Here is an 18,832-nt window from a genome sequence, read left to right as displayed (position 1 = left end):
TCACCACCCCTTGAGCGCTCGTACGACGAAAGACGAGAAGGATCCTCGCCATGCGCGCCACCACCATTCACGCCCCCTTCGACATGCGCGTGCAGGACGTGCCCGACCCCGCGGTGCACGAGCCCACCGACGCCGTGGTCCGGGTGCTGCGGGCCTGCATCTGCGGCAGCGACCTGTGGGCCTATCGGGGCGAGGCGGCCCGGCAGCCGGGCCAGCGGATCGGCCACGAGTTCCTCGGCATCGTCGAGGAGACCGGCTCCGAGGTGGGCGGTGTGAAGCGGGGCGACCTCGTCGTCGCGCCCTTCATGTGGTCCGACGGTGTCTGCGACTACTGCCGCGAGGGCCTGACGACCTCCTGCGAGCACGGCGGCTTCTGGGGCTCCGTCGGCTCCGACGGCGGCCAGGGCGAGGCCGTGCGCGTCCCCTTCGCCGACGCCACCCTCGTCCGGTTGCCCAAGGACGCCGCCTCCGACGAGCACCTGCTGTCCGCCCTGCTGACCCTGTCCGACGTCCTGGGCACCGGCCATCACGCCGCTCTCGGCGCCGGGGTCCGCCCGGGTGCCACGGTCGCCGTCGTCGGGGACGGTGCCGTCGGGCTGTGCGCGGTGCTCGCGGCCAAGCGGCTCGGCGCCGAGCGGATCATCGCGCTCGGCCGCCACCAGGTCCGTACCGACATCGCCCGCCGCTTCGGCGCCACCGACGTCGTCGCCGAGCGCGGGGACGCCGCCGTCGAGGCCGTGCGCGAGCTGACGGGCGGACAGGGCGCGCACGCCGTCGTCGAGGCCGTCGGCACCGAACAGTCCATGCGCACGGCCGTCAACGTCACCCGCGACGGCGGCGCGATCGGCTTCGTCGGCGTGCCGCACGGCAGCGGCACCGGGCTCGACCTCGGCGTCATGTTCGACAAGAACATCGCGCTGCGCGGCGGCGTCGCGCCGGTCCGCACCTACATCCCCGAGCTGCTGCCCGACGTCCTGAACGGCACGATCGACCCGTCGCCGGTCTTCGACCTGACCGTGGGCCTGGAGGAAGTCCCGGCCGGCTACAAGGCGATGGACGAGCGCACCGCCCTGAAGGTCCTGGTCACCAACTGAGCCCGGCGCGGGGCCGGCTGACGGCGGTGACGGTTCACCAGCGGATCGGCACCGGCAGCGCCGTCAGCAGCCCCGACAGCGTGACCACCACGCCCAGGGCGACCACCTCCGCCCGCGCGGGGGTGCAGGCGGTCAGCGGGTCGGTCGCGCGGCTCAGCCGGATCCGCGCCCACAGCGCCAGCGCGGCGACGGCCGCCACCAGCAGCACCTTGGCCAGCAATGCCCGCCCGTACGCCGTCCCGGTGAGCTGGTCGAGGATCGTGTCCGACGGCATCCGGCGCAGCGAACTCCACACCCCTGTCGCCGTGATGGCGGCCAGCAGTACGGCCGCCACGCGCGCGTAGAGCCCCAGCAGCGCCGCGCCCGCCTCGCCGGCGCCCCACCCGCGCAGGGTCCGCAGGGCGTACAGCAGTCCGCCCGCCCAGAGCGACGCGCAGGTCAGATGCACCAGCGTCAGACCCGAGCCGAGCAGCGGGCCGTACTCCGTCGTGGGGTGCGCGCGCAGCGCCTCGGCGACCACCACCGCGGCCAGCGGCCAGACCTGGGAGGCCGGCCGGCGCGAGAGGGCGCACAGGCCGGCCGCGGCGAAGGCGTTGACCTCCAGCAGCGCGAGCCTGCCGTCGCGTGAGGCGTACAGGCCGCCGATGTCGAGGTCGGCGGGGCTGTGCGGCACGAGGTTGCCGGAGGAGACGACCGACGCGAGCCCGAGGGCGGCGACGAAGCCGACGGCCGTCGCGTACGGCGCCCAGACGCGCGGCCGGGCCGCGGGAGCGCCGGGCACGGAGCGGGCCAGCCGGTCCACGAACAGTTCCCCCAGCGGGACGCACAGCGCCGCGAAGAGCACCGCACGCAGCAGCGCGATGCCGCCCGTGCCGGGCGCGGCGGCCTCCCCGGTGCCGTGCAGCGCGGCCGAAGGCCCGAGCAGCGGTATCAGCGCCGCGAGCGCCACCAGGGCGACCACGGCGACGGCCCGCACCATGCCGGTGCTGGGTCCGGGCGCGCTCCCGTCGGACACACCGGGGGAGGATCTTGTCAACGTCACCTCAAGATCTTCACAAAACAACGCAGAGCCGGGCAAGTGCCGGAAAACAAGTGAGGGCACGGCATTCCGCCGCCGGTTACGGCATTCCGTCTCCGGCTAAGTCATTCCGCCCCTGGGTACGGCATTCCGCCCCTGGGTACGGCATTCCGCCCCTGGGTACGGCTCCGGCGTTGTCGGCGCTCAGTCCCACCGCGCCGGATCCGCGCCCCACACCCCGGGCGGTCGCGCCCAGTCGCCGGGGCCGCCTTCGAACGACACCGGGGACAGGGCGTACCGCAGCCGCCCGAGCGCGCTGTCCCGCTCGCCGAGCCAGGCGTCCGGCGCCTCGTAGGCCACGTCCCCCTGCGGGCCCGGCCGGATCCCGTCGGTCAGCCAACGAGCCGTACGCGCAAGCGCCAGCCGTACGCAACGCCCGCCGCCCTGTTCGGCCCGCTCGGTCAGCGCCCGCAGGACGGCCGCTGCCAGCAGGTACCCCGTGCCGTGGTCGAGGGCTTGGGCCGGCAGGGCGCCGGGTTGCCCGGCCGACCCCTCCCTCGCGGCGATCCCGGTGGCGACCTGCACCAGGCTGTCGAAGCCCCGCCGCCCGCTCCACGGCCCGTACGCGCCCCACGCCGACAACTGCGCCACGACCAGGCCCGGCCGTCGCTCCGCCAGCGCCCGCGCCGACAGCCCGAACCGGTCCAGGGCGCCCGGCCGGTAGCCGGTGACGACGACGTCCGCCGCCGCGAGCAGTTCCTCGAAGGTGCGGCGGTCGGCCGCCAGGTCCAGCGTCGCCGAGCGCTTCCCGAAGCCCGTGTCGGTGTGCTGGTCGACCAGTTCGGGCCGCTGCGGCGCGTCCAGGCGCAGCACGTCCGCGCCGAGCAGCGCGAGCGTGCGGGTGGCGACCGGTCCCGCGATGACCCGCGTCAGGTCCAGGACGCGCACTCCGGCAGCGGGCAGCAGGGGAGTGCCGTCGAGGGATGGCAGCGCACGCGCGTGTGCCGTGTCCAGCCGCTCGTGCTCGACGAGCGGCCGCCGGGCCACCTCGGCCGCCTGTTCGTGCGCCGCCCACTCCTCGGGCGTACGCAGCGCGACGGCCAGCCCGCCGGCCGCGTACACGGCCTGCTCCACCTCGTGCGAGGACCGCTCGGCGAGCACCGCCCCGACGACGTCCGGATCCTCCCGCGTCACCCCCAGCCCGGCCAGCAACCCGGCCCGGTGATGCGGATAGTTCGCGTGCGTGCGCACCCAGCCGTCCGCCGTCGGCCAGAACCGGGACAGCGGCGCGAACCAGACCGGCGCGCGCCCGTCGACCAGCAGATGCCGCTCACTGACGAACGCCGTGGCGACCGCCCCGTCGTCCAGTCGCACCCGCGGCACCTCGGCGCGCCCGGCCCGCCGCGCCCCCAGCTCGGCGGCGGCCAGCGCGCACGCGCCCACACAGGCGCGCGCCAGCTCCCGTACGGGAAGGCGCGCGTCGAGCGCACCCTCCCGCACCACGGTCGACACCCGCGGCAGCAGGGCGGCATCGCCGCCCACCGCGGTCCAGGCAGTACCGAGTGCAGTCATGACCGCACTATGCAGTACGGGTCTCAGTCGACGGCGTCCAGGGCGTTCACGATCCCGAACCCGTAGAAGCCGTTGACCCGCTTGCCGCCCACGCACACCGCGTCCGGTGTGCCGTCGCCGTTCTGGTCGTACGACTCCGGGCAGCCCGGGTTGTCCGCCTGCGCCTTCAGCAGCGCCTGCAACTGGGCCGGAGTCGCGCTCGGGTAACGGGACTTCAGCAGCGCGGCGACGCCCGCGGCGTGCGGGGAGGCCATCGACGTCCCCTGGAGGTAGCCGTACTGGTTGTTCGGGAGGGTGGCCAGGATGCGGCCGTTCTTCGACGGCGTGTCGGGGATCTGGTACAGCCGGTCGCCGCCGGGAGCGGCGATGTCGACCACGCCGTAACCGTACGAGGAGTAGTACGACTTGAGGTTCTTCACGCCCGTCGCGCTGACCGTGACGATGCCCGGAAGCTGGGTCGGCACGTCGAAGCACTTGTGCGGGTCGACGGTGCGCTCGACCGGCGTCGAGTCGTCGGGGCTGCTGTCGTCGACGAGCGCGTCGGAGTCGAGGTCGTGGTTGGAGTTGCCGGCCGACGCGAGGTTGAGGGTGCCCTTGTGCTGGGCGTAGAGCTGGGCCCGGTTGACGGCGTCCACGATGGCGCGCTGGTCCGGGTCGTCCACGCAGTTGTAGAGCCACGGGTCGACGTAGTAGCTGTTGTTCGTGATCTCCACCCCGTGGTCGGCCGCGAACACGAAGGCGCACACGACGCTTTCGGGGTAGTAGAGGCCGTTGACCGGGTCGCTCACCTTGATGGCGGAGACCTTCACCCCGGGGGCGACGCCCGCGATGCCGATGCCGTTGCGGGGCGCGGCGATCTCACCGGCCACGTGCGTGCCGTGGGAGTCGGCGGTGGTGTACGGCCGCCAGGCGCCCGCGCCGGTGTCCGCCTTGCCGCCGACACAGTTCGCGGACTGGCCGGCGGAGAAGTTCGGCGCGAGGTCCGGGTGGGTGTCGTCGACGCCGTTGTCGATCACGGCGACGGTCACCTTCGGGCTGCCCGGGTTGATCCTGGCGGCCTTGTCGGCGCCGATGGCGCGCAGGTTCCACTGGTCGGCCTCGAGCGGCTCGGCGTCGCCCGCCGCGTTCGACGCCCGCGCTGTCCTCGCGGCCTGCTGCTCCGTCAGGACCTGGACTGGACCCTCGTCCGTCGTCCCGGCGGCGGTCAGCGGCGTCGTGCGCGTCACGCCCGCCGACTGCACGCCGCGCACCTTGCGCATCACGGCGGCGAAGTCGGAGTGCGCCGAATGGACGACGATCACGCCTATCCGGTCGTACGCGATCACGACGGTCCCCCCGGCCGCCTCGATCGCCTTCCGTACCGACTCGATCGTGCGGCGGTCCGGCCTGGTATTGACGACATAGGCCAGGTTGGGCCCGTCCGCGGCCTGTGCGACGGGCTCCGTGGACGGTGCCGCCGAGGCCGCCGTCGGCAGGAAGCCGAGGGAGGCGGTCAGCGACAGAACGAGCGGGACGGCGAGGGCGAGTCGCCGTCTGGACCGCAGATGAGCCATGGGATCTCCACATCATCCGGAACCGGAACCGCCCGAGCCGCGTATGGCTCGGGCAGGTACATGACGAGTGGTGCTGGGGCGAAGCTATCCCTGAACCTCCTGGCCAGCAATCCGGCCGAGGCGACTTCGGAAAGAAGCCCCGGGAGTTGAACCGGTCCTCGCGTGGCGCCGTGACCTTGGACAGGAGGCGCGAGCACGATCGAGCCCCCTGTTGGATCACGCGCCGGGGCCCTAACATCGCCAGCCGGCTCAAGTGATCCATGTCACTGCGAAGAACAGAGCCGCCATGTCCGCACCCGAACCGTCCCCGACCCCCCAACCGTCCCCGTCCACCGTCGCAACAGCGCCCGCAACGCGAGGAGACTCCGTGGCTACCGACGCACCGCCCCCCTCGAAAGAGCAACACAAACTCCCCTCCACCGAGGAGTTCACCGAGGTGCAGCAGAGTGCGGAGTTCGGTGAACTGCGCCGCTCCTACCGCTCCTTCGCCTTTCCGCTGACCGTCGCCTTCATCACCTGGTACCTGCTGTACGTCCTGCTGTCCAACTACGCGGGCGACTTCATGGGCACCAAGCTGTTCGGCAACATCAACGTCGCGTTCGTCTTCGGTATCGCCCAGTTCCTCACCACGTTCCTCATCGCCTGGTGGTACTCGCGCCACGCCGGTACCAAGCTCGACCCCAAGGCCGAGGCCATCAAGACCCGTATGGAGGGCGGCGCATGAGCCCCGCGATGACCCTTGCCGCGAACGAGGCCAGCGAGCACCGGCCGCTGATCATCACCCTGTTCGCCTGCTTCGTGGTTGCGACCCTGTTCATCACCGTCTGGGCCGGCCGCCAGACCAAGGACGCCGCCGACTTCTACGCGGGCGGCCGGTCGTTCAGCGCCTTCCAGAACGGCCTCGCCGTCTCCGGCGACTACATGTCCGCCGCGTCGTTCCTCGGCATCGCGGGCGCCATCGCCCTCTTCGGCTACGACGGCTTCCTGTACTCCATCGGCTTCCTGGTCGCCTGGCTGGTCGCGCTGCTTTTGGTGGCCGAGCCGCTCAGGAACTCCGGCCGCTACACGATGGGTGACGTGCTCGCGTACCGCATGCGCCAGCGCCCGGTGCGCACGGCGGCCGGCACCTCCACGATCGTCGTGTCGATCTTCTACCTCCTGGCCCAGATGGCCGGTGCCGGTGTCCTGGTCTCGCTGCTGCTCGGCATCACCACCGACGCGGGCAAGATCCTCATCGTCGCCCTCGTCGGCGTCCTGATGATCGTGTACGTCTCCATCGGCGGCATGAAGGGCACCACCTGGGTCCAGATGGTCAAGGCCGTCCTGCTGATCAGCGGCACGATCCTCATTACGTTCCTGGTGCTGCTGAAGTTCAACTTCAACATCTCTGATCTGCTGGGCAAGGCCGCCGAGAACAGCGGCAAGGGCGCCGCCTTCCTGGAGCCCGGCCTCCAGTACGGCGCCACCGGCACCTCCAAGCTGGACTTCATCTCGCTCGGCATCGCCCTGGTCCTCGGCACCGCCGGCCTGCCGCACATCCTGATCCGCTTCTACACGGTGCCCAACGCCAAGGCCGCCCGTAAGTCCGTGAACTGGGCGATCGGCATCATCGGCGGCTTCTACCTGATGACCATCGCCCTCGGCTTCGGCGCCGCGGCGCTGATCTCCCAGGACGAGATCATCGCCTCCAACCCGTCCGGCAACACCGCGGCGCCACTGCTCGCCCTGCACCTCGGCGGCGTCGATTCGGCCTGGGGTGCGATCCTGCTCGCCACCATCTCGGCCGTCGCCTTCGCGACGATCCTCGCGGTCGTCGCCGGTCTGACGCTGGCCTCGTCCTCCTCGTTCGCCCACGACATCTACGCGAACGTGATCAGGAAGGGCCAGGCCACCGAGAAGGAGGAGGTCAGGGCGGCCCGCCTCGCCACCATCGGCATCGGCGCCGTGTCCATCCTGCTCGGCGCCCTCGCCCGCGACCTGAACGTCGCCGGCCTGGTCGCCCTGGCCTTCGCGGTCGCCGCCTCCGCCAACCTGCCGACGATCCTCTACAGCCTCTTCTGGAAGCGGTTCACCACCCAGGGCGCGCTGTGGTCGATCTACGGCGGTCTGATCGTCGCCGTCGGCCTGGTGCTGTTCTCGCCGGTCGTCTCCGGCGACCCGAAGGCGATGTTCCCTGACGTCGACTTCGCCTGGTTCCCGCTGAAGAACCCGGGCATCATCTCCATCCCGTTCGGCTTCCTCATGGGCTGGCTCGGCACGGTCCTGTCCAAGGAGGAGCCCGACGCCGGCAAGTACGCGGAGCTGGAGGTCCGGTCCCTGACCGGCACCGGCGCCCACTGAGCAGGCCCCCTCAAGCGGCCGCGTCGTAGATCCCTACGACGCGGCCGCGTCGTACGTCGTGGGATCGGGCCTGTCTCGCTGTCAGTGCGGTCACGTAGGCTCACAGGTGACGGAAGTTGAAACTGGTCGCGTCGAGGGAGGGGGCCCACGTGCTCATCGACACCTACGGCCGGGTGGCCACCGACCTGAGAGTCTCGCTGACCGACCGCTGCAATCTGCGGTGCACGTACTGCATGCCCGAGGAGGGCTTGCAGTGGCTGGCCAAGCCGGACCTGCTCACCGACGACGAGATCGTCCGCCTGATCGACATCGCCGTCACCTCCCTCGGAATCGAGGAGGTCCGCTTCACCGGCGGCGAGCCCCTGCTGCGCCCGGGCCTGGTCGGCATAGTCGAGCGCGTCGCCGCGCTGGCCCCGCGCCCCCAGATGTCCCTGACGACCAACGGCATCGGTCTCAAGCGCACGGCGGCCGCACTGAAGGCCGCCGGCCTGGACCGGGTCAACGTCTCGCTGGACACCCTGCGCCCCGATGCCTTCAAGACCCTCACCCGTCGCGACCGCCACAAGGACGTCATCGAGGGCCTCGACGCCGCCCGCGACGCGGGCCTGACCCCGGTCAAGGTCAACTCGGTACTGATGCCGGGCCTGAATGATGACGAGGCCCCCGACCTGCTGGCCTGGGCAGTGGAGAACCACTACGAGCTGCGGTTCATCGAGCAGATGCCCCTGGACGCCCAGCACGGCTGGAAGCGCGACGGCATGATCACCGCCGGGGACATCCTGACCTCCCTGCGCACCCGCTTCGAGCTGACCGCCGAGGGCGCTGACAAGCGCGGCTCGGCCCCGGCGGAGCGCTGGCTGGTGGACGGCGGCCCACATGTCGTGGGCGTGATCGCCTCGGTCACCCGCCCGTTCTGCTCGGCCTGCGACCGCACCCGCCTGACGGCCGACGGCCAGGTCCGCACCTGCCTGTTCGCCACCGAGGAGACGGACCTGCGAGCCGCCCTGCGCTCCGGCGCACCCGACGAGGAGATCGCCCGCATCTGGCGCCTGGCGATGTGGGGCAAGAAGGCGGGCGCGGGCCTCGACGATCCGTCCTTCGTCCAGCCGGACCGGCCGATGTCCGCAATCGGCGGTTAAGGGAAACGCTCCCAAGGGACGCGGGGAACTGCGCGATCAGCTCCTACCGGGCCCGCGGCCGAAGACATCAAACGTCCCGCGCTTCCCATTCCTTCAACAGGACAACGTCCTTCAAAAACCCCCGTACGCCGAGAAACTGCGAAAGATGCTCACGATGCTCCTCGCACGCGAGCCATGTCTTGCGCCGCTCCGGTGTATGAATCTTGGGATTGTTCCACGCCAGCACCCACACGGCATCGGCACGACATCCCTTGGCGGAACAGATGGGCGTGTCACTCACAGATTCGTCTCACAAGTCGCACACAAAAAGGCGACGCCGAGCAGCCACGGGGGGAGCTGCCCGGCGTCGGTCCGTCGCTCCGACGGGGGATGCGGAGCGCCTACGAAGTATGTCACGGGTAACCCGCCGCCCGGCACCGGAACAACACTATTGATCTGAGCTTTTCCTGAGCTTGGCGCGGAGTCGTCTTTCGGAACCTATCGGTCCGCAGCGTCAAGCACCGTCGCGCGGTTTGCTTTGTGCGCCGGTCTCCGCGTCGTCCGCAACATCTTCCGGGGCCGATTCCGCGAAACCGTCGTTCGTCCGCGGCGGCGTGATCATCGGCCGCATCGGCGCGCTCACGAACGTCGACGGCAGACCCGGCGCATTCTCCCGCCCCGCGTTGGCGATCACCACCGCTATGTACGGAAGGATCGCGCCGAACACCAACGCCACGATCGCCACATGCCGTTCGACGTTCCACAGCGAGGCCGCGAGGATCACCGAAATCGTACGGATCGACATCGAGATGATGTACCGGCGCTGCCGGCCGCGCACATCCTCCTGGAGGCCCGTCCGGGCCCCGGTGATCCGGAACACCTCGGTGTTGCCGCCCGCGTGCAGCTTCCGCATCACATTCCACCATCCGCCCGCATCGGACTCTCCCCCTGCCGGCACCCCTCCGTCCCCGGTCGGGGGCCCGGGCCGGGACACTGTCCACGGTACGCCTCGCCTCCGCCGCCTACGAGACCGGGGCCCCTGCCACCTGGGGGAACGCGGTGAGCCGTAACGCGTACGGCGGTACCCGGCATGCGGCGTACCAGGGCCGGACCAAGACTGGGCGTACTGCTCACCCGAGCCGTACGAGGAGGCAGCCATGGGCTGGTTGTGGGCGATCATCGTGGGATTCGTGCTGGGCCTGCTCGCCAAGCTGATCATCCCCGGCAAGCAGCACAGCCCCCTCTGGCTGACCACCATCTTCGGCATTCTCGGCGCCATCGTCGGCAACTCCATCGCCCGCGCCTTCGGCGTCGAATCGACCCGCGGCATCGACTGGAGCCGGCACATCTTCCAGATCGTCGCCGCGGTGATCATCGTGTACCTGGGCGACATGCTCTACGTGGCAACGATCGGCAAGAAGAAGATCCAACAGACGTAACCGATCAACGCACGTTGGGGCGCTGCCCTTAGGGGCAGCGCCCCAAAGGGGCGCGGGGCTGTATCGATTTGCGGCTCCGCCGCGGGGCGCGATCAACCACGACGAAAGCCGCAGCCCGCAGACCACCGCACCCCGATCCGGCGCCCCCAGCGGAGCGCTACGCGCCGGTGAACTCCACCGCCGCCAGGTTCTTCTTCCCGCGTCGCAGCACCAGCCACCGCCCGTGCAGCAGGTCCTCCTTCGCGGGCACCGCGTCCTCACCGGCGACCTTCACGTTGTTCACGTAGGCCCCGCCCTCCTTCACGGTGCGCCGAGCGGCCGACTTGCTGGCCACCAGCCCGACCTCGGCGAACAGGTCGACCACCGGGCCGAGCTCGCCGACCTGGACATGCGGCACCTCGGACAGCGCCGCCGCCAGCGTCGCATCGTCCAGCTCCGTCAGCTCGCCCTGCCCGAAGAGCGCGCGGGACGCGGCGATCACGGCGGCCGTCTGGTCGGCGCCGTGCACCAGCGTCGTCAGCTCCTCGGCCAGCGCACGCTGCGCGGCCCGCGCCTGCGGACGCTCCTCCGTCTGCTTCTCCAGCTCCTCCAGCTCCGCACGGGACCTGAAGGACAGGATGCGCATGTAGTTCGAGATGTCCCGGTCGTCCGCGTTCAGCCAGAACTGGTAGAACGCGTACGGCGTCGTCATCTCCGGGTCGAGCCAGATGGCGCCGCCCTCGGTCTTGCCGAACTTGGTGCCGTCCGCCTTGGTCATCAGCGGAGTCGCCAGCGCGTGCACGCCCGCATGCGGCTCCAGTCGGTGGATCAGGTCCAGACCCGCCGTGAGGTTGCCCCACTGGTCGCTGCCGCCCTGCTGGAGCGTGCAGCCATGCCGCCGGTACAGCTCCAGGAAGTCCATGCCCTGGAGGAGCTGGTAGCTGAACTCCGTGTAGCTGATGCCCTCTTCGGACTGCAGCCGCCGGGCGACGGAGTCCTTGGTGAGCATCTTGTTGACGCGGAAGTGCTTGCCGATGTCCCGCAGGAACTCGATGGCCGACAGGCCGGCCGTCCAGTCCAGGTTGTTGACCATCGTCGCCGCATTGTCGCCCTCGAAGGAGAGGAAGGGCTCGATCTGCGCGCGCAGGCGGTTCACCCAGTTCGCGACCGTCTCCGGGTCGTTCAGCGTGCGCTCGGCCGTCGGGCGCGGGTCGCCGATCTGGCCCGTCGCGCCGCCGACCAGCGCCAGCGGGCGCAGACCCGCCTGCTGGAGGCGGCGCATGGTGAGGACCTGGACCAGGTGGCCGACGTGCAGGCTGGCCGCGGTCGGGTCGAAACCGCAATAGAACGTGACGGGACCGTCCGCGAGCGCCTTGCGCAATGCGTCCTCGTCAGTGGACAGGGCGATCACGCCACGCCACTTCAGCTCGTCGACGATGTCCGTCACGGTTCTCGTGTCTCCTTGATGATCTCGGGCAGTCGGGTGACAGCCGACTACGAGGTTATACGCCCTGACTGACAGAGCTCATGTTGAAATCGGGGACGCGCAGCGCCGGCATCGCGGCCCTGGTGAAGTAGTCGCCCCACTCCCTGGGCAGCGTCTTCTCCGTGCGGCCGGCCTCGCTCGCCCGCCCCAGCAGATCCACCGGCGATTCGTTGAACCTGAAGTTGTTGACCTCGCCGGTCACCTCGCCGTTCTCGACGAGGTACACCCCGTCCCGGGTCAGGCCGGTGAGCAGCAGCGTCGCCGGGTCGACCTCGCGGATGTACCACAGGCAGGTCAGCAGCAGCCCCCGCTCGGTGTTCGCGACCATCTCCTCCAGCGAGCGGTCCTCGCCGCCGTCCAGGATCAGGTTGTCGATCGCCGGCGCCAGGGGCAGACCGGTCAGCCCCGCGCTGTGCCGGCTGGTCGTGAGGTGCTTCAGCTCGCCCTCGCGCACCCAGTCGGTGGCCGCGAGCGGCAGCCCGTTGTCGAACACCGACTGGTCGCCCCCGGAGGAGTGCGCGATCACGAAGGGCGCGGACTCAAGGCCCGGCTCGTTCGGATCGCTGCGCAGCGTCAGCGGCAGCTCGCTCAGCTTCTCGTCGATGCGCGTCCGGCCGCCCGGCTTGGAGAACACGGTCCGGCCCTCGGCCGCGTCCCGGCCCGACGCCGACCAGAGCTGGTAGATCAGCAGGTCGGCCACGGCGGTCGGCGGCAGCAGCGTCTCGTACCGGCCGGCCGGCAGCTCAAGGCGCCGCTCGGCCCAGCCGAGGCGTACGGCCAGCTCGGCGTCCAGCGCCGTCGGGTCCACGTCCTTGAAGTCCCGGGTGGCGCGCCCCGCCCAGGCCGAGCGGGTGCGGTCCGGCGACTTGGCGTTCAGCTCCAGCGTCCCGTTGGGCTGGTCGTGCCGCAGCCGCAGCCCGGTGGACGTGCCCACGTACGTCGACACCATCTCGTGGTTGGCGAAGCCGTACAGCTCCCTTCCGCCCGCACGCGCGCGTGCGAACGCCTCGCCGAGTGCCGGGGCGAAGTCGGCGAACACGGTGGACGACGTCTCGGCCGGGGCGTCGCCGAAGTCCTGGGACGCCGGTACGTCCGTCACCAGCGGCTGCGCGTCCTCGGCGGGCCCGGCGGAATGTGCGGCGGCCTCGGCGGCCCGCACCAGCGGCTCCAGATCCTCCGCCGTCACGGCCGACCGGGACACGACACCGGAAGCCGTGCCCTCCTTGCCGTCGACGGTCGCCACGACGGTGAGCGTCCGCCCGCGCGTGACGCCGTTCGTGGTCAGCGCGTTGCCGGCCCAGCGCAGATTGGCGGTCGACTGCTCGTCGGCGATGACGACACACCCGTCCGCCCGCGACAGCTCCAGGGCCCGCTCGACGATCTCGTGCGGCTTGTTGGTACGGGCGCTCATCGACCGGCCTCCTGCGTGGTGTTGAGGATGTTGACGCCCTTGAAGAGGGCCGACGGGCAGCCGTGCGAGACCGCCGCGACCTGGCCCGGCTGGGCCTTGCCGCAGTTGAAGGCGCCGCCGAGGACGTACGTCTGCGGACCGCCCACCGCCGCCATGGAGCCCCAGAAGTCGGTGGTCGTCGCCTGGTAGGCCACGTCCCGGAGCTGGCCGGTGATCCGCCCGTTCTCGATCCTGAAGAAGCGCTGCCCGGTGAACTGGAAGTTGTAGCGCTGCATGTCGATCGACCAGGACCGGTCGCCGACGACGTAGATCCCGCGGTCGACGCTGCCGATCAGATCCTCGGTCGACATCCCGGCCGGATCCGGCTGGAGCGAGACGTTGGCCATGCGCTGCACCGGCACATGCCCGGGGGAGTCGGCGAACGCACAGCCGTTGGAGCGCTCGAACCCGGTCAGCTTCGCGATGCGCCGGTCGAGCTGGTAGCCGACCAGGGTGCCGTTCTTCACCAGGTCCCAGGACTGGCCCGCGACGCCCTCGTCGTCGTAGCCGATCGTCGCGAGGCCGTGCTCGGCGGTGCGGTCACCGGTGACGTTCATCAGGTCCGAGCCGTACCGGAGCTTGCCGAGCTGGTCGAAGGTGGCGAAGGAGGTGCCGGCGTAGGCGGCCTCGTAGCCGAGGGCGCGGTCCAGCTCGGTGGCGTGTCCGATGGACTCGTGGATGGTCAGCCACAGGTTGGAGGGGTCGACGACGAGGTCGTACGGCCCCGCCTCCACGCTCGGCGCGCGCATCTTCTCGGCGAGCAGCCCGGGGATCTGCTCCAGCTCGCTCTCCCAGTCCCAGCCGGTCCCCGTGAGGTACTCCCAGCCCCGGCCGACCGGCGGCGCGATTGTGCGCATGGAGTCGAACTCGCCGCTCGACTCGTCGACCGACACGGCGGTGAGCTGCGGGTGCAGCCGCACGCGCTGCTGCGTGGTCACGGTCCCGGCGGTGTCGGCGTAGAACTTGTTCTCGTGGACGGTCAGCAGCGAGGCGTCCACGTGATTGACGCCGTCCGCCGCCAGCAGCCGCGCGCTCCAGTCCGCCAGCAGCCCCGACTTCTCCTCGTCGGGCACGGCGAACGGGTCGATCTCGTACGACGAGATCCATGTCTTCTCGGCGTGCACGGGCTCCCCGACGAGCTCCACCCGCTCGTCCGACCCCGCCGCCTTGATCACCTGGGCGGAAAGCTTCGCCATGGCCACCGCCTGCGACGCGACCTTGGCGGCGGCGTCCAGCGTCAGATCCACCCCGGACGCGAAACCCCAGGTCCCGCCGTGCACCACGCGCACCGCGTAGCCGAGGTCGGTGGTGTCCGAGGACCCGGCGAGCCGGGCGTCCCGCAGGCGCCAGGACGCGCTGCGCACCCGCTCGAACCGGAAGTCCGCATGCTCTGCCCCGAGCGCACGCGCGCGTGCCAGCGCCGCGTCGGCCAGGGCGCGTAGCGGAAGCGCCGTGAAGGCTTCATCGATCGTATGAGGCACGGAGGTCTCCCTGCTGTCGTGGCCTGTCGGCACCGATCATGTCGCGCGGGCGGGCCGGTGGACCACACGTTTCCGGCTGGAGTCGGCACCTTTCTGTAGGGACCCGACAGGGACTCCCGTACGCCACTGTCGGTGCCCGAATGTCCGCGGCCGGGGCGCGACCGATAGGTTTTCGGAGAAGCCGCCTGTCACCGAGCTGTCCGGGCGGGTGTGTCAGACCCCTATCGAAAGGGTGATCCGTTGAGCCGCTCGGTTCTCGTCACCGGAGGCAACCGGGGCATCGGCCTCGCCATCGCCCGCGCTTTCGCCGACGCCGGCGACAAGGTCGCGATCACATACCGCTCGGGTGAGCCGCCGGCCGGCTTCCTCGCTGTCAAGTGCGACATCACCGACACCGAGCAGGTGGAGCAGGCCTACAAGGAGATCGAGGCCGAGCACGGCCCGGTGGAGGTGCTGATCGCCAACGCCGGTGTCACCAAGGACCAGCTCCTGATGCGCATGTCCGAGGAGGACTTCACCTCGGTCATCGACACCAACCTCACCGGCACCTTCCGCGTGGTCAAGCGCGCCAACCGCGGCATGCTGCGCGCCAAGAAGGGCCGCGTGGTGCTGATCTCGTCGGTCGTCGGGCTGTTCGGCGGTCCCGGCCAGGCCAACTACGCCGCCTCCAAGGCCGGACTGGTCGGCTTCGCGCGCTCCCTCGCCCGTGAGCTGGGCTCGCGCAACATCACCTTCAACGTCGTCGCGCCCGGCTTCGTCGACACCGACATGACCAAGGTGCTCACCGACGAGCAGCGCGAGGGCATCGTGAAGCAGGTGCCACTCGGTCGTTACGCGCAGCCGGAGGAGATCGCCGCGACGGTGCGGTTCCTCGCCTCGGACGACGCCTCGTACATCACTGGAGCCGTCATCCCTGTTGACGGCGGACTGGGAATGGGTCACTGATCACCATGAGCGGAATTCTCGAGGGCAAGCGCGTCCTGATCACCGGTGTGCTGATGGAGTCCTCCATCGCCTTCCACGCCGCCAAGCTGGCCCAGGAGCAGGGTGCCGAGATCATCCTCACCGCGTTCCCGCGGCCCACGCTGACCGAGCGCATCGCCAAGAAGCTCCCGAAGCCCACCAAGGTCATCGAGCTCGACGTGACGAACGACGAGCACCTCGGGCGCCTGGCCGACATCGTCGGCGAGGAGCTCGGCGGCCTCGACGGCGTCGTGCACTCCATCGGCTTCGCCCCGCAGGACGCCCTCGGCGGCAACTTCCTGAACACGCCGTTCGAGTCGGTCGCCACGGCCATGCACGTCTCGGCGTACTCCCTGAAGTCGCTGACCATGGCCTGCCTGCCGCTGATGCAGAACGGCGGCTCGGTCGTCGGCCTCACCTTCGACGCGCAGTACGCCTGGCCGCAGTACGACTGGATGGGCCCGGCCAAGGCCGCCCTGGAGGCCACCAGCCGCTACATGGCGCGTGACCTGGGCAAGCAGAACATCCGCTGCAACCTCGTCTCGGCCGGCCCGATCGGCTCCATGGCCGCCAAGTCCATCCCGGGCTTCAGCGACCTGGCCGCCGTATGGGACGAGCGCTCTCCGCTGGAGTGGGACCTCAAGGACCCCGAGCCGGCCGGCAAGGGCATCGTCGCCCTGCTGAGCGACTGGTTCCCGAAGACCACCGGCGAGATCATCCACGTGGACGGCGGCCTGCACGCCATCGGCGCCTGATCTCCCGTACGTCGTCGACGCCCCGTTTCCCGCCGCCGCGCGGGGAGCGGGGCGTCACCCGTTCGGCCCATCCGGCGAGGCGGGCGGGGCCGGCGGCCGCGCACCCTGAAGTACGCGTTCCTCACGCGAACCCCTCTCCCGTACGGCCGAGGAGGTCCCGTTGTGCGCTTGTCCCGCCGCTTGGCCTCAACGACCGTCGCCGTCGCACTCGTACTGCCTGTGTCCTGCGCGGCGATAGCCCACGCGCGTGTGCACCCCGCGGAAACGGCCGCCGAGACGGAGCCCGGGGAGCCGTTCGGTGCCGCGTGCCGGATAGATGTCACCGGCTCCCGGGTCACCGCGTACTGCCACAACCCGTATCCGGAGACCGACAGCGTGACCCTGCACGTGGAGTGCGCCCGCTGGTGGGACCTGGACAGCGACGGCTCCCCGGTGGAAGCCGAGCCGGCGCAGACCGTGCGGCTGACCGCGCGCTGCTGGAAGGAGATCGACTCGGTGTGGGTCAGCCACCGGCGGGAGGGCTGACGCGGCCCGGGCGGCAGTGGAACGGATATCCCGCCGCCTCGTCCGCGGCAGCGGACGCGTCGCCCGTGCGGATCGCGTCGACCAGCCCCGCGTGGTCCAGGTACGCCTCCGGCGTCAGCTCGGTGCCGACGTCGTCGCGCAGCCAGTCCAGCAGCACCTCGCCCAGGTCCGCGTACATCGCGGTCATCACGTCGTTGTGGGAGGCCGCGACGACCGCCAGGTGGAAGGTCGCGTCCGCTGCCACGAACGCCTCCGTGTCGCCCGACTCCCAGGCCTCCTCGCGTCGCGCGAGCAGCGTGTCGAGCTGCTTGAGGTCCTTCTCGGTGCGCCGCACGGCGGCCAGCTTGGCGGCCCCCGACTCCAGCGTGGAGCGCAGCTCGGCGATGTGCCGCGGGTCGGCGTCGGTGAAGCGGCGGTGCATGACGCCGGCCAGCTCGCTGGTCGCCACCACGTAGGTGCCGGAGCCCTGGCGGATGTCCAGCAGGCCGTTGTGCGCGAGGGCGCGGACCGCCTCGCGGACGGTGTTGCGGGCCACGCCGAGCTGCTCGACCAGCTCGGGCTCGGTCGGGATGCGGGAGCCGACGGGCCATTCGCCCGAGGCGATCTGGTTCCGCAAGGCCGCGATGACCTGCTCGGACAGTGCCGAGCGGCGGGGGTTGCTCAGGGGCATGGCACACCTTCGCATGTCAGGACCGGATCCGGGTGGCCCGGGGGTGGACAACCAATCATCCTATGATTCTATGATGGGTCTCATGGCAAGCGAGGAAACCCGGACGGTGACGTCCATGCGCATACGCACCCCTGAGCCACACACCCTCTCGGAACCCCCCACGCGCGCGTGGACGATGCGGCTGCTCGTCGCCGGCATAGTGCTGACCGCACTGAACCTCCGCCCCGCCATCACCAGCCTCGGCGCCCTTCTCGAAGAGGTCCGTGACGGGCTCGGCATGAGCGGCAGCGTGGCCGGAGTCCTCACCTCCGTGCCCCCGCTGTGCTTCGCCCTCTTCGGCGTTGCGGCCCCCCGCCTGGCCCGTCGCTTCGGCCCCGGCGCCGTGGTGTGCGCCGGCATGGTCGCCATCGCCACGGGCCTGCTCGTACGGCCGTACGCGGGCAGCACGGCCGGCTTCCTGGCCGCCACCGCGCTCGCCCTCATGGGCATCGCGGTCAGCAACGTCCTGATGCCGGTCATCGTCAAGCGCTGGTTCCCCGACCGGGTCGGCTCCATGACCGGCCTGTACTCGATGGCTCTCGCCCTCGGCACCGCGTCCGCGGCGGCCGTGACGGTGCCGATGACCGATCTGCTGGGCGGGAACTGGCACAGCGGCCTCGCGGTGTGGGCGGGCCTCGCGGTGGCCGCGGTGGTGCCGTGGATCCCCTTCGTGCGGGACCGGGGCGAGGCGCCCGGCGCGCCCGCCCGGGAGAGGCACGCGCGCGTGGACGCGCCCCCGCTGCGCATCACCCGCAGCCGCACCGCCTGGGCCCTCGCGGTCTACTTCGGCCTCCAGGCCACCGGGGCCTACATCACGATGGGCTGGATGGCGCAGATCTTCCGGGACTCCGGCGTGCACGCCGGCAAGGCGGGGCTGCTGCTCGCCGTCACCATGGTGATGGGCGTGCCGCTGGCCTTCGTCATCCCGCGCCTCGCCACCAGGCTGCCCCAGCAGGGGCCGATCGTGCTCGCGCTGGGCGCCTGCGGCCTCGTCGGCTACGCCGGCCTGTACCTCGCCCCGGTCTCCGGTGCCTGGGTCTGGGCCGTGCTGCTGGGCGTCTCCAACTGCTCGTTCCCGCTCGCCCTCACCATGGTTGGCATGCGCGCCCGGTCCAGCGCGGGAGTGGCCCAGCTCTCGGGCTTCGCGCAGAGCACCGGCTATCTGATCTCCATCCCCGGCCCGCTCCTGGTCGGCGTGCTCTACCAGCACAGCGGCGGCTGGGGGCTGCCGATCGCCCTCATGGCCGGCCTGATGATCCCGCAGATGGCGGTAGGCGTCCTCGCGGGACGCAATCGCACCGTGGAGGACGAGGCGGCCCGCTGACCTCACCCCGGCGAGGCGGGCACGGG

At 70.8% G+C, this 18,832-nt stretch carries 18 protein-coding genes; 9 read left to right on the top strand and 9 right to left on the bottom strand.

Features of this window, described 5'->3' with window-relative positions:
• Window positions 1-50: 50 nt before the first annotated feature.
• On the top strand, window positions 51-1,094 hold the full coding sequence (locus ACZ69Q_RS22960) for a zinc-dependent alcohol dehydrogenase family protein (RefSeq protein ID WP_471044786.1): 1,044 nt from the start codon (window positions 51-53) through the stop codon (window positions 1,092-1,094).
• Between the two features lie 34 nt (window positions 1,095-1,128).
• On the opposite strand, the gene ACZ69Q_RS22955 is transcribed toward ACZ69Q_RS22960, so the two are convergent.
• The 3 genes from ACZ69Q_RS22955 to ACZ69Q_RS22945 form a co-directional block, all read right to left on the bottom strand.
• Window positions 1,129-2,073: a CopD family protein gene (locus ACZ69Q_RS22955; protein WP_471045577.1), complete on the bottom strand. Its 945-nt coding sequence runs from the start codon at window positions 2,071-2,073 to the stop codon at window positions 1,129-1,131.
• Window positions 2,074-2,316: 243 nt separating this feature from the next.
• Entirely contained in the window at window positions 2,317-3,684 is a 1,368-nt protein-coding gene (locus ACZ69Q_RS22950; protein WP_471044783.1) for a CoA transferase, read from the bottom strand.
• A gap of 23 nt (window positions 3,685-3,707) precedes the next feature.
• A complete protein-coding gene (locus ACZ69Q_RS22945; RefSeq protein ID WP_471044780.1) occupies window positions 3,708-5,237 on the bottom strand; it encodes a S8 family serine peptidase in 1,530 nt (509 codons plus the stop codon).
• 367 nt (window positions 5,238-5,604) lie between these two features.
• Here ACZ69Q_RS22945 and ACZ69Q_RS22940 point away from each other — a divergent pair, with 367 nt between their 5' ends.
• From ACZ69Q_RS22940 to moaA, 3 genes are all read left to right on the top strand, one after another.
• The gene (locus tag ACZ69Q_RS22940) at window positions 5,605-5,961 is read left to right on the top strand and encodes a DUF485 domain-containing protein (protein ID WP_471044778.1); all 357 of its coding nucleotides are present in this window, start codon (window positions 5,605-5,607) and stop codon (window positions 5,959-5,961) included.
• Window positions 5,958-7,577: a solute symporter family protein gene (locus ACZ69Q_RS22935; RefSeq protein WP_471044776.1), complete on the top strand. Its 1,620-nt coding sequence runs from the start codon at window positions 5,958-5,960 to the stop codon at window positions 7,575-7,577. The genes ACZ69Q_RS22940 and ACZ69Q_RS22935 overlap by 4 nt, the downstream gene beginning before the upstream one ends.
• 149 nt (window positions 7,578-7,726) lie before the next feature.
• Window positions 7,727-8,716, top strand: coding sequence for a GTP 3',8-cyclase MoaA (moaA, locus tag ACZ69Q_RS22930; RefSeq protein ID WP_471044774.1), 990 nt, complete (start codon window positions 7,727-7,729; stop codon window positions 8,714-8,716).
• Window positions 8,717-8,783: 67 nt separating this feature from the next.
• Here the strand turns inward: moaA and ACZ69Q_RS22925 are convergent, their stop codons facing one another.
• Together ACZ69Q_RS22925 and ACZ69Q_RS22920 are read right to left on the bottom strand one after the other, a co-directional pair.
• On the bottom strand, window positions 8,784-8,996 hold the full coding sequence (locus ACZ69Q_RS22925; RefSeq protein WP_471044771.1) for a hypothetical protein: 213 nt from the start codon (window positions 8,994-8,996) through the stop codon (window positions 8,784-8,786).
• Between the two features lie 213 nt (window positions 8,997-9,209).
• A complete protein-coding gene (locus ACZ69Q_RS22920; protein WP_471044770.1) occupies window positions 9,210-9,608 on the bottom strand; it encodes a DUF3099 domain-containing protein in 399 nt (132 codons plus the stop codon).
• Window positions 9,609-9,852: 244 nt separating this feature from the next.
• On the opposite strand from ACZ69Q_RS22920, the gene ACZ69Q_RS22915 reads away from it, so the two are divergent.
• Entirely contained in the window at window positions 9,853-10,134 is a 282-nt protein-coding gene (locus ACZ69Q_RS22915; RefSeq protein ID WP_471044768.1) for a GlsB/YeaQ/YmgE family stress response membrane protein, read from the top strand.
• A gap of 157 nt (window positions 10,135-10,291) precedes the next feature.
• Here the strand turns inward: ACZ69Q_RS22915 and tyrS are convergent, their stop codons facing one another.
• From tyrS to ACZ69Q_RS22900, 3 genes are read right to left on the bottom strand one after another with little or no spacing between them, the layout of a single operon-like run.
• The gene (tyrS, locus tag ACZ69Q_RS22910) at window positions 10,292-11,560 is read right to left on the bottom strand and encodes a tyrosine--tRNA ligase (RefSeq protein ID WP_471044766.1); all 1,269 of its coding nucleotides are present in this window, start codon (window positions 11,558-11,560) and stop codon (window positions 10,292-10,294) included.
• Between the two features lie 55 nt (window positions 11,561-11,615).
• The gene (locus ACZ69Q_RS22905; protein WP_471044763.1) at window positions 11,616-13,010 is read right to left on the bottom strand and encodes a metallopeptidase TldD-related protein; all 1,395 of its coding nucleotides are present in this window, start codon (window positions 13,008-13,010) and stop codon (window positions 11,616-11,618) included.
• Window positions 13,007-14,530, bottom strand: a complete 1,524-nt coding sequence (locus ACZ69Q_RS22900) for a TldD/PmbA family protein (RefSeq protein ID WP_471044761.1) — start codon at window positions 14,528-14,530, stop codon at window positions 13,007-13,009. The genes ACZ69Q_RS22905 and ACZ69Q_RS22900 overlap by 4 nt, the downstream gene beginning before the upstream one ends.
• Window positions 14,531-14,770: 240 nt before the next feature.
• Here ACZ69Q_RS22900 and fabG point away from each other — a divergent pair, with 240 nt between their 5' ends.
• The 3 genes from fabG to ACZ69Q_RS22885 all read left to right on the top strand — a co-directional run bounded on the left by fabG (window position 14,771) and on the right by ACZ69Q_RS22885 (window position 16,773).
• Complete coding sequence (gene fabG / locus ACZ69Q_RS22895) at window positions 14,771-15,475, top strand: 3-oxoacyl-[acyl-carrier-protein] reductase (RefSeq protein WP_093907345.1); 705 nt, start codon at window positions 14,771-14,773, stop codon at window positions 15,473-15,475.
• 5 nt (window positions 15,476-15,480) lie between these two features.
• On the top strand, window positions 15,481-16,248 hold the full coding sequence (gene fabI, locus ACZ69Q_RS22890) for an enoyl-ACP reductase FabI (protein ID WP_471044759.1): 768 nt from the start codon (window positions 15,481-15,483) through the stop codon (window positions 16,246-16,248).
• Window positions 16,249-16,410: 162 nt separating this feature from the next.
• Window positions 16,411-16,773, top strand: coding sequence for a hypothetical protein (locus ACZ69Q_RS22885; protein ID WP_471044756.1), 363 nt, complete (start codon window positions 16,411-16,413; stop codon window positions 16,771-16,773).
• Here ACZ69Q_RS22885 and ACZ69Q_RS22880 read toward each other — a convergent pair.
• Window positions 16,751-17,443, bottom strand: a complete 693-nt coding sequence (locus ACZ69Q_RS22880) for a FadR/GntR family transcriptional regulator (RefSeq protein ID WP_471044753.1) — start codon at window positions 17,441-17,443, stop codon at window positions 16,751-16,753. The genes ACZ69Q_RS22885 and ACZ69Q_RS22880 overlap by 23 nt on opposite strands.
• Before the next feature lie 70 nt (window positions 17,444-17,513).
• Here ACZ69Q_RS22880 and ACZ69Q_RS22875 point away from each other — a divergent pair, with 70 nt between their 5' ends.
• Window positions 17,514-18,806, top strand: coding sequence for a CynX/NimT family MFS transporter (locus tag ACZ69Q_RS22875; protein WP_471044750.1), 1,293 nt, complete (start codon window positions 17,514-17,516; stop codon window positions 18,804-18,806).
• Window positions 18,807-18,832 lie beyond the last annotated feature (26 nt).

The organism is Streptomyces sp. NPDC036764, from assembly GCF_055609385.1.
Note: the sequence above shows the minus strand (reverse complement) of the source record. Positions and strands in the feature narration are given on the sequence as shown.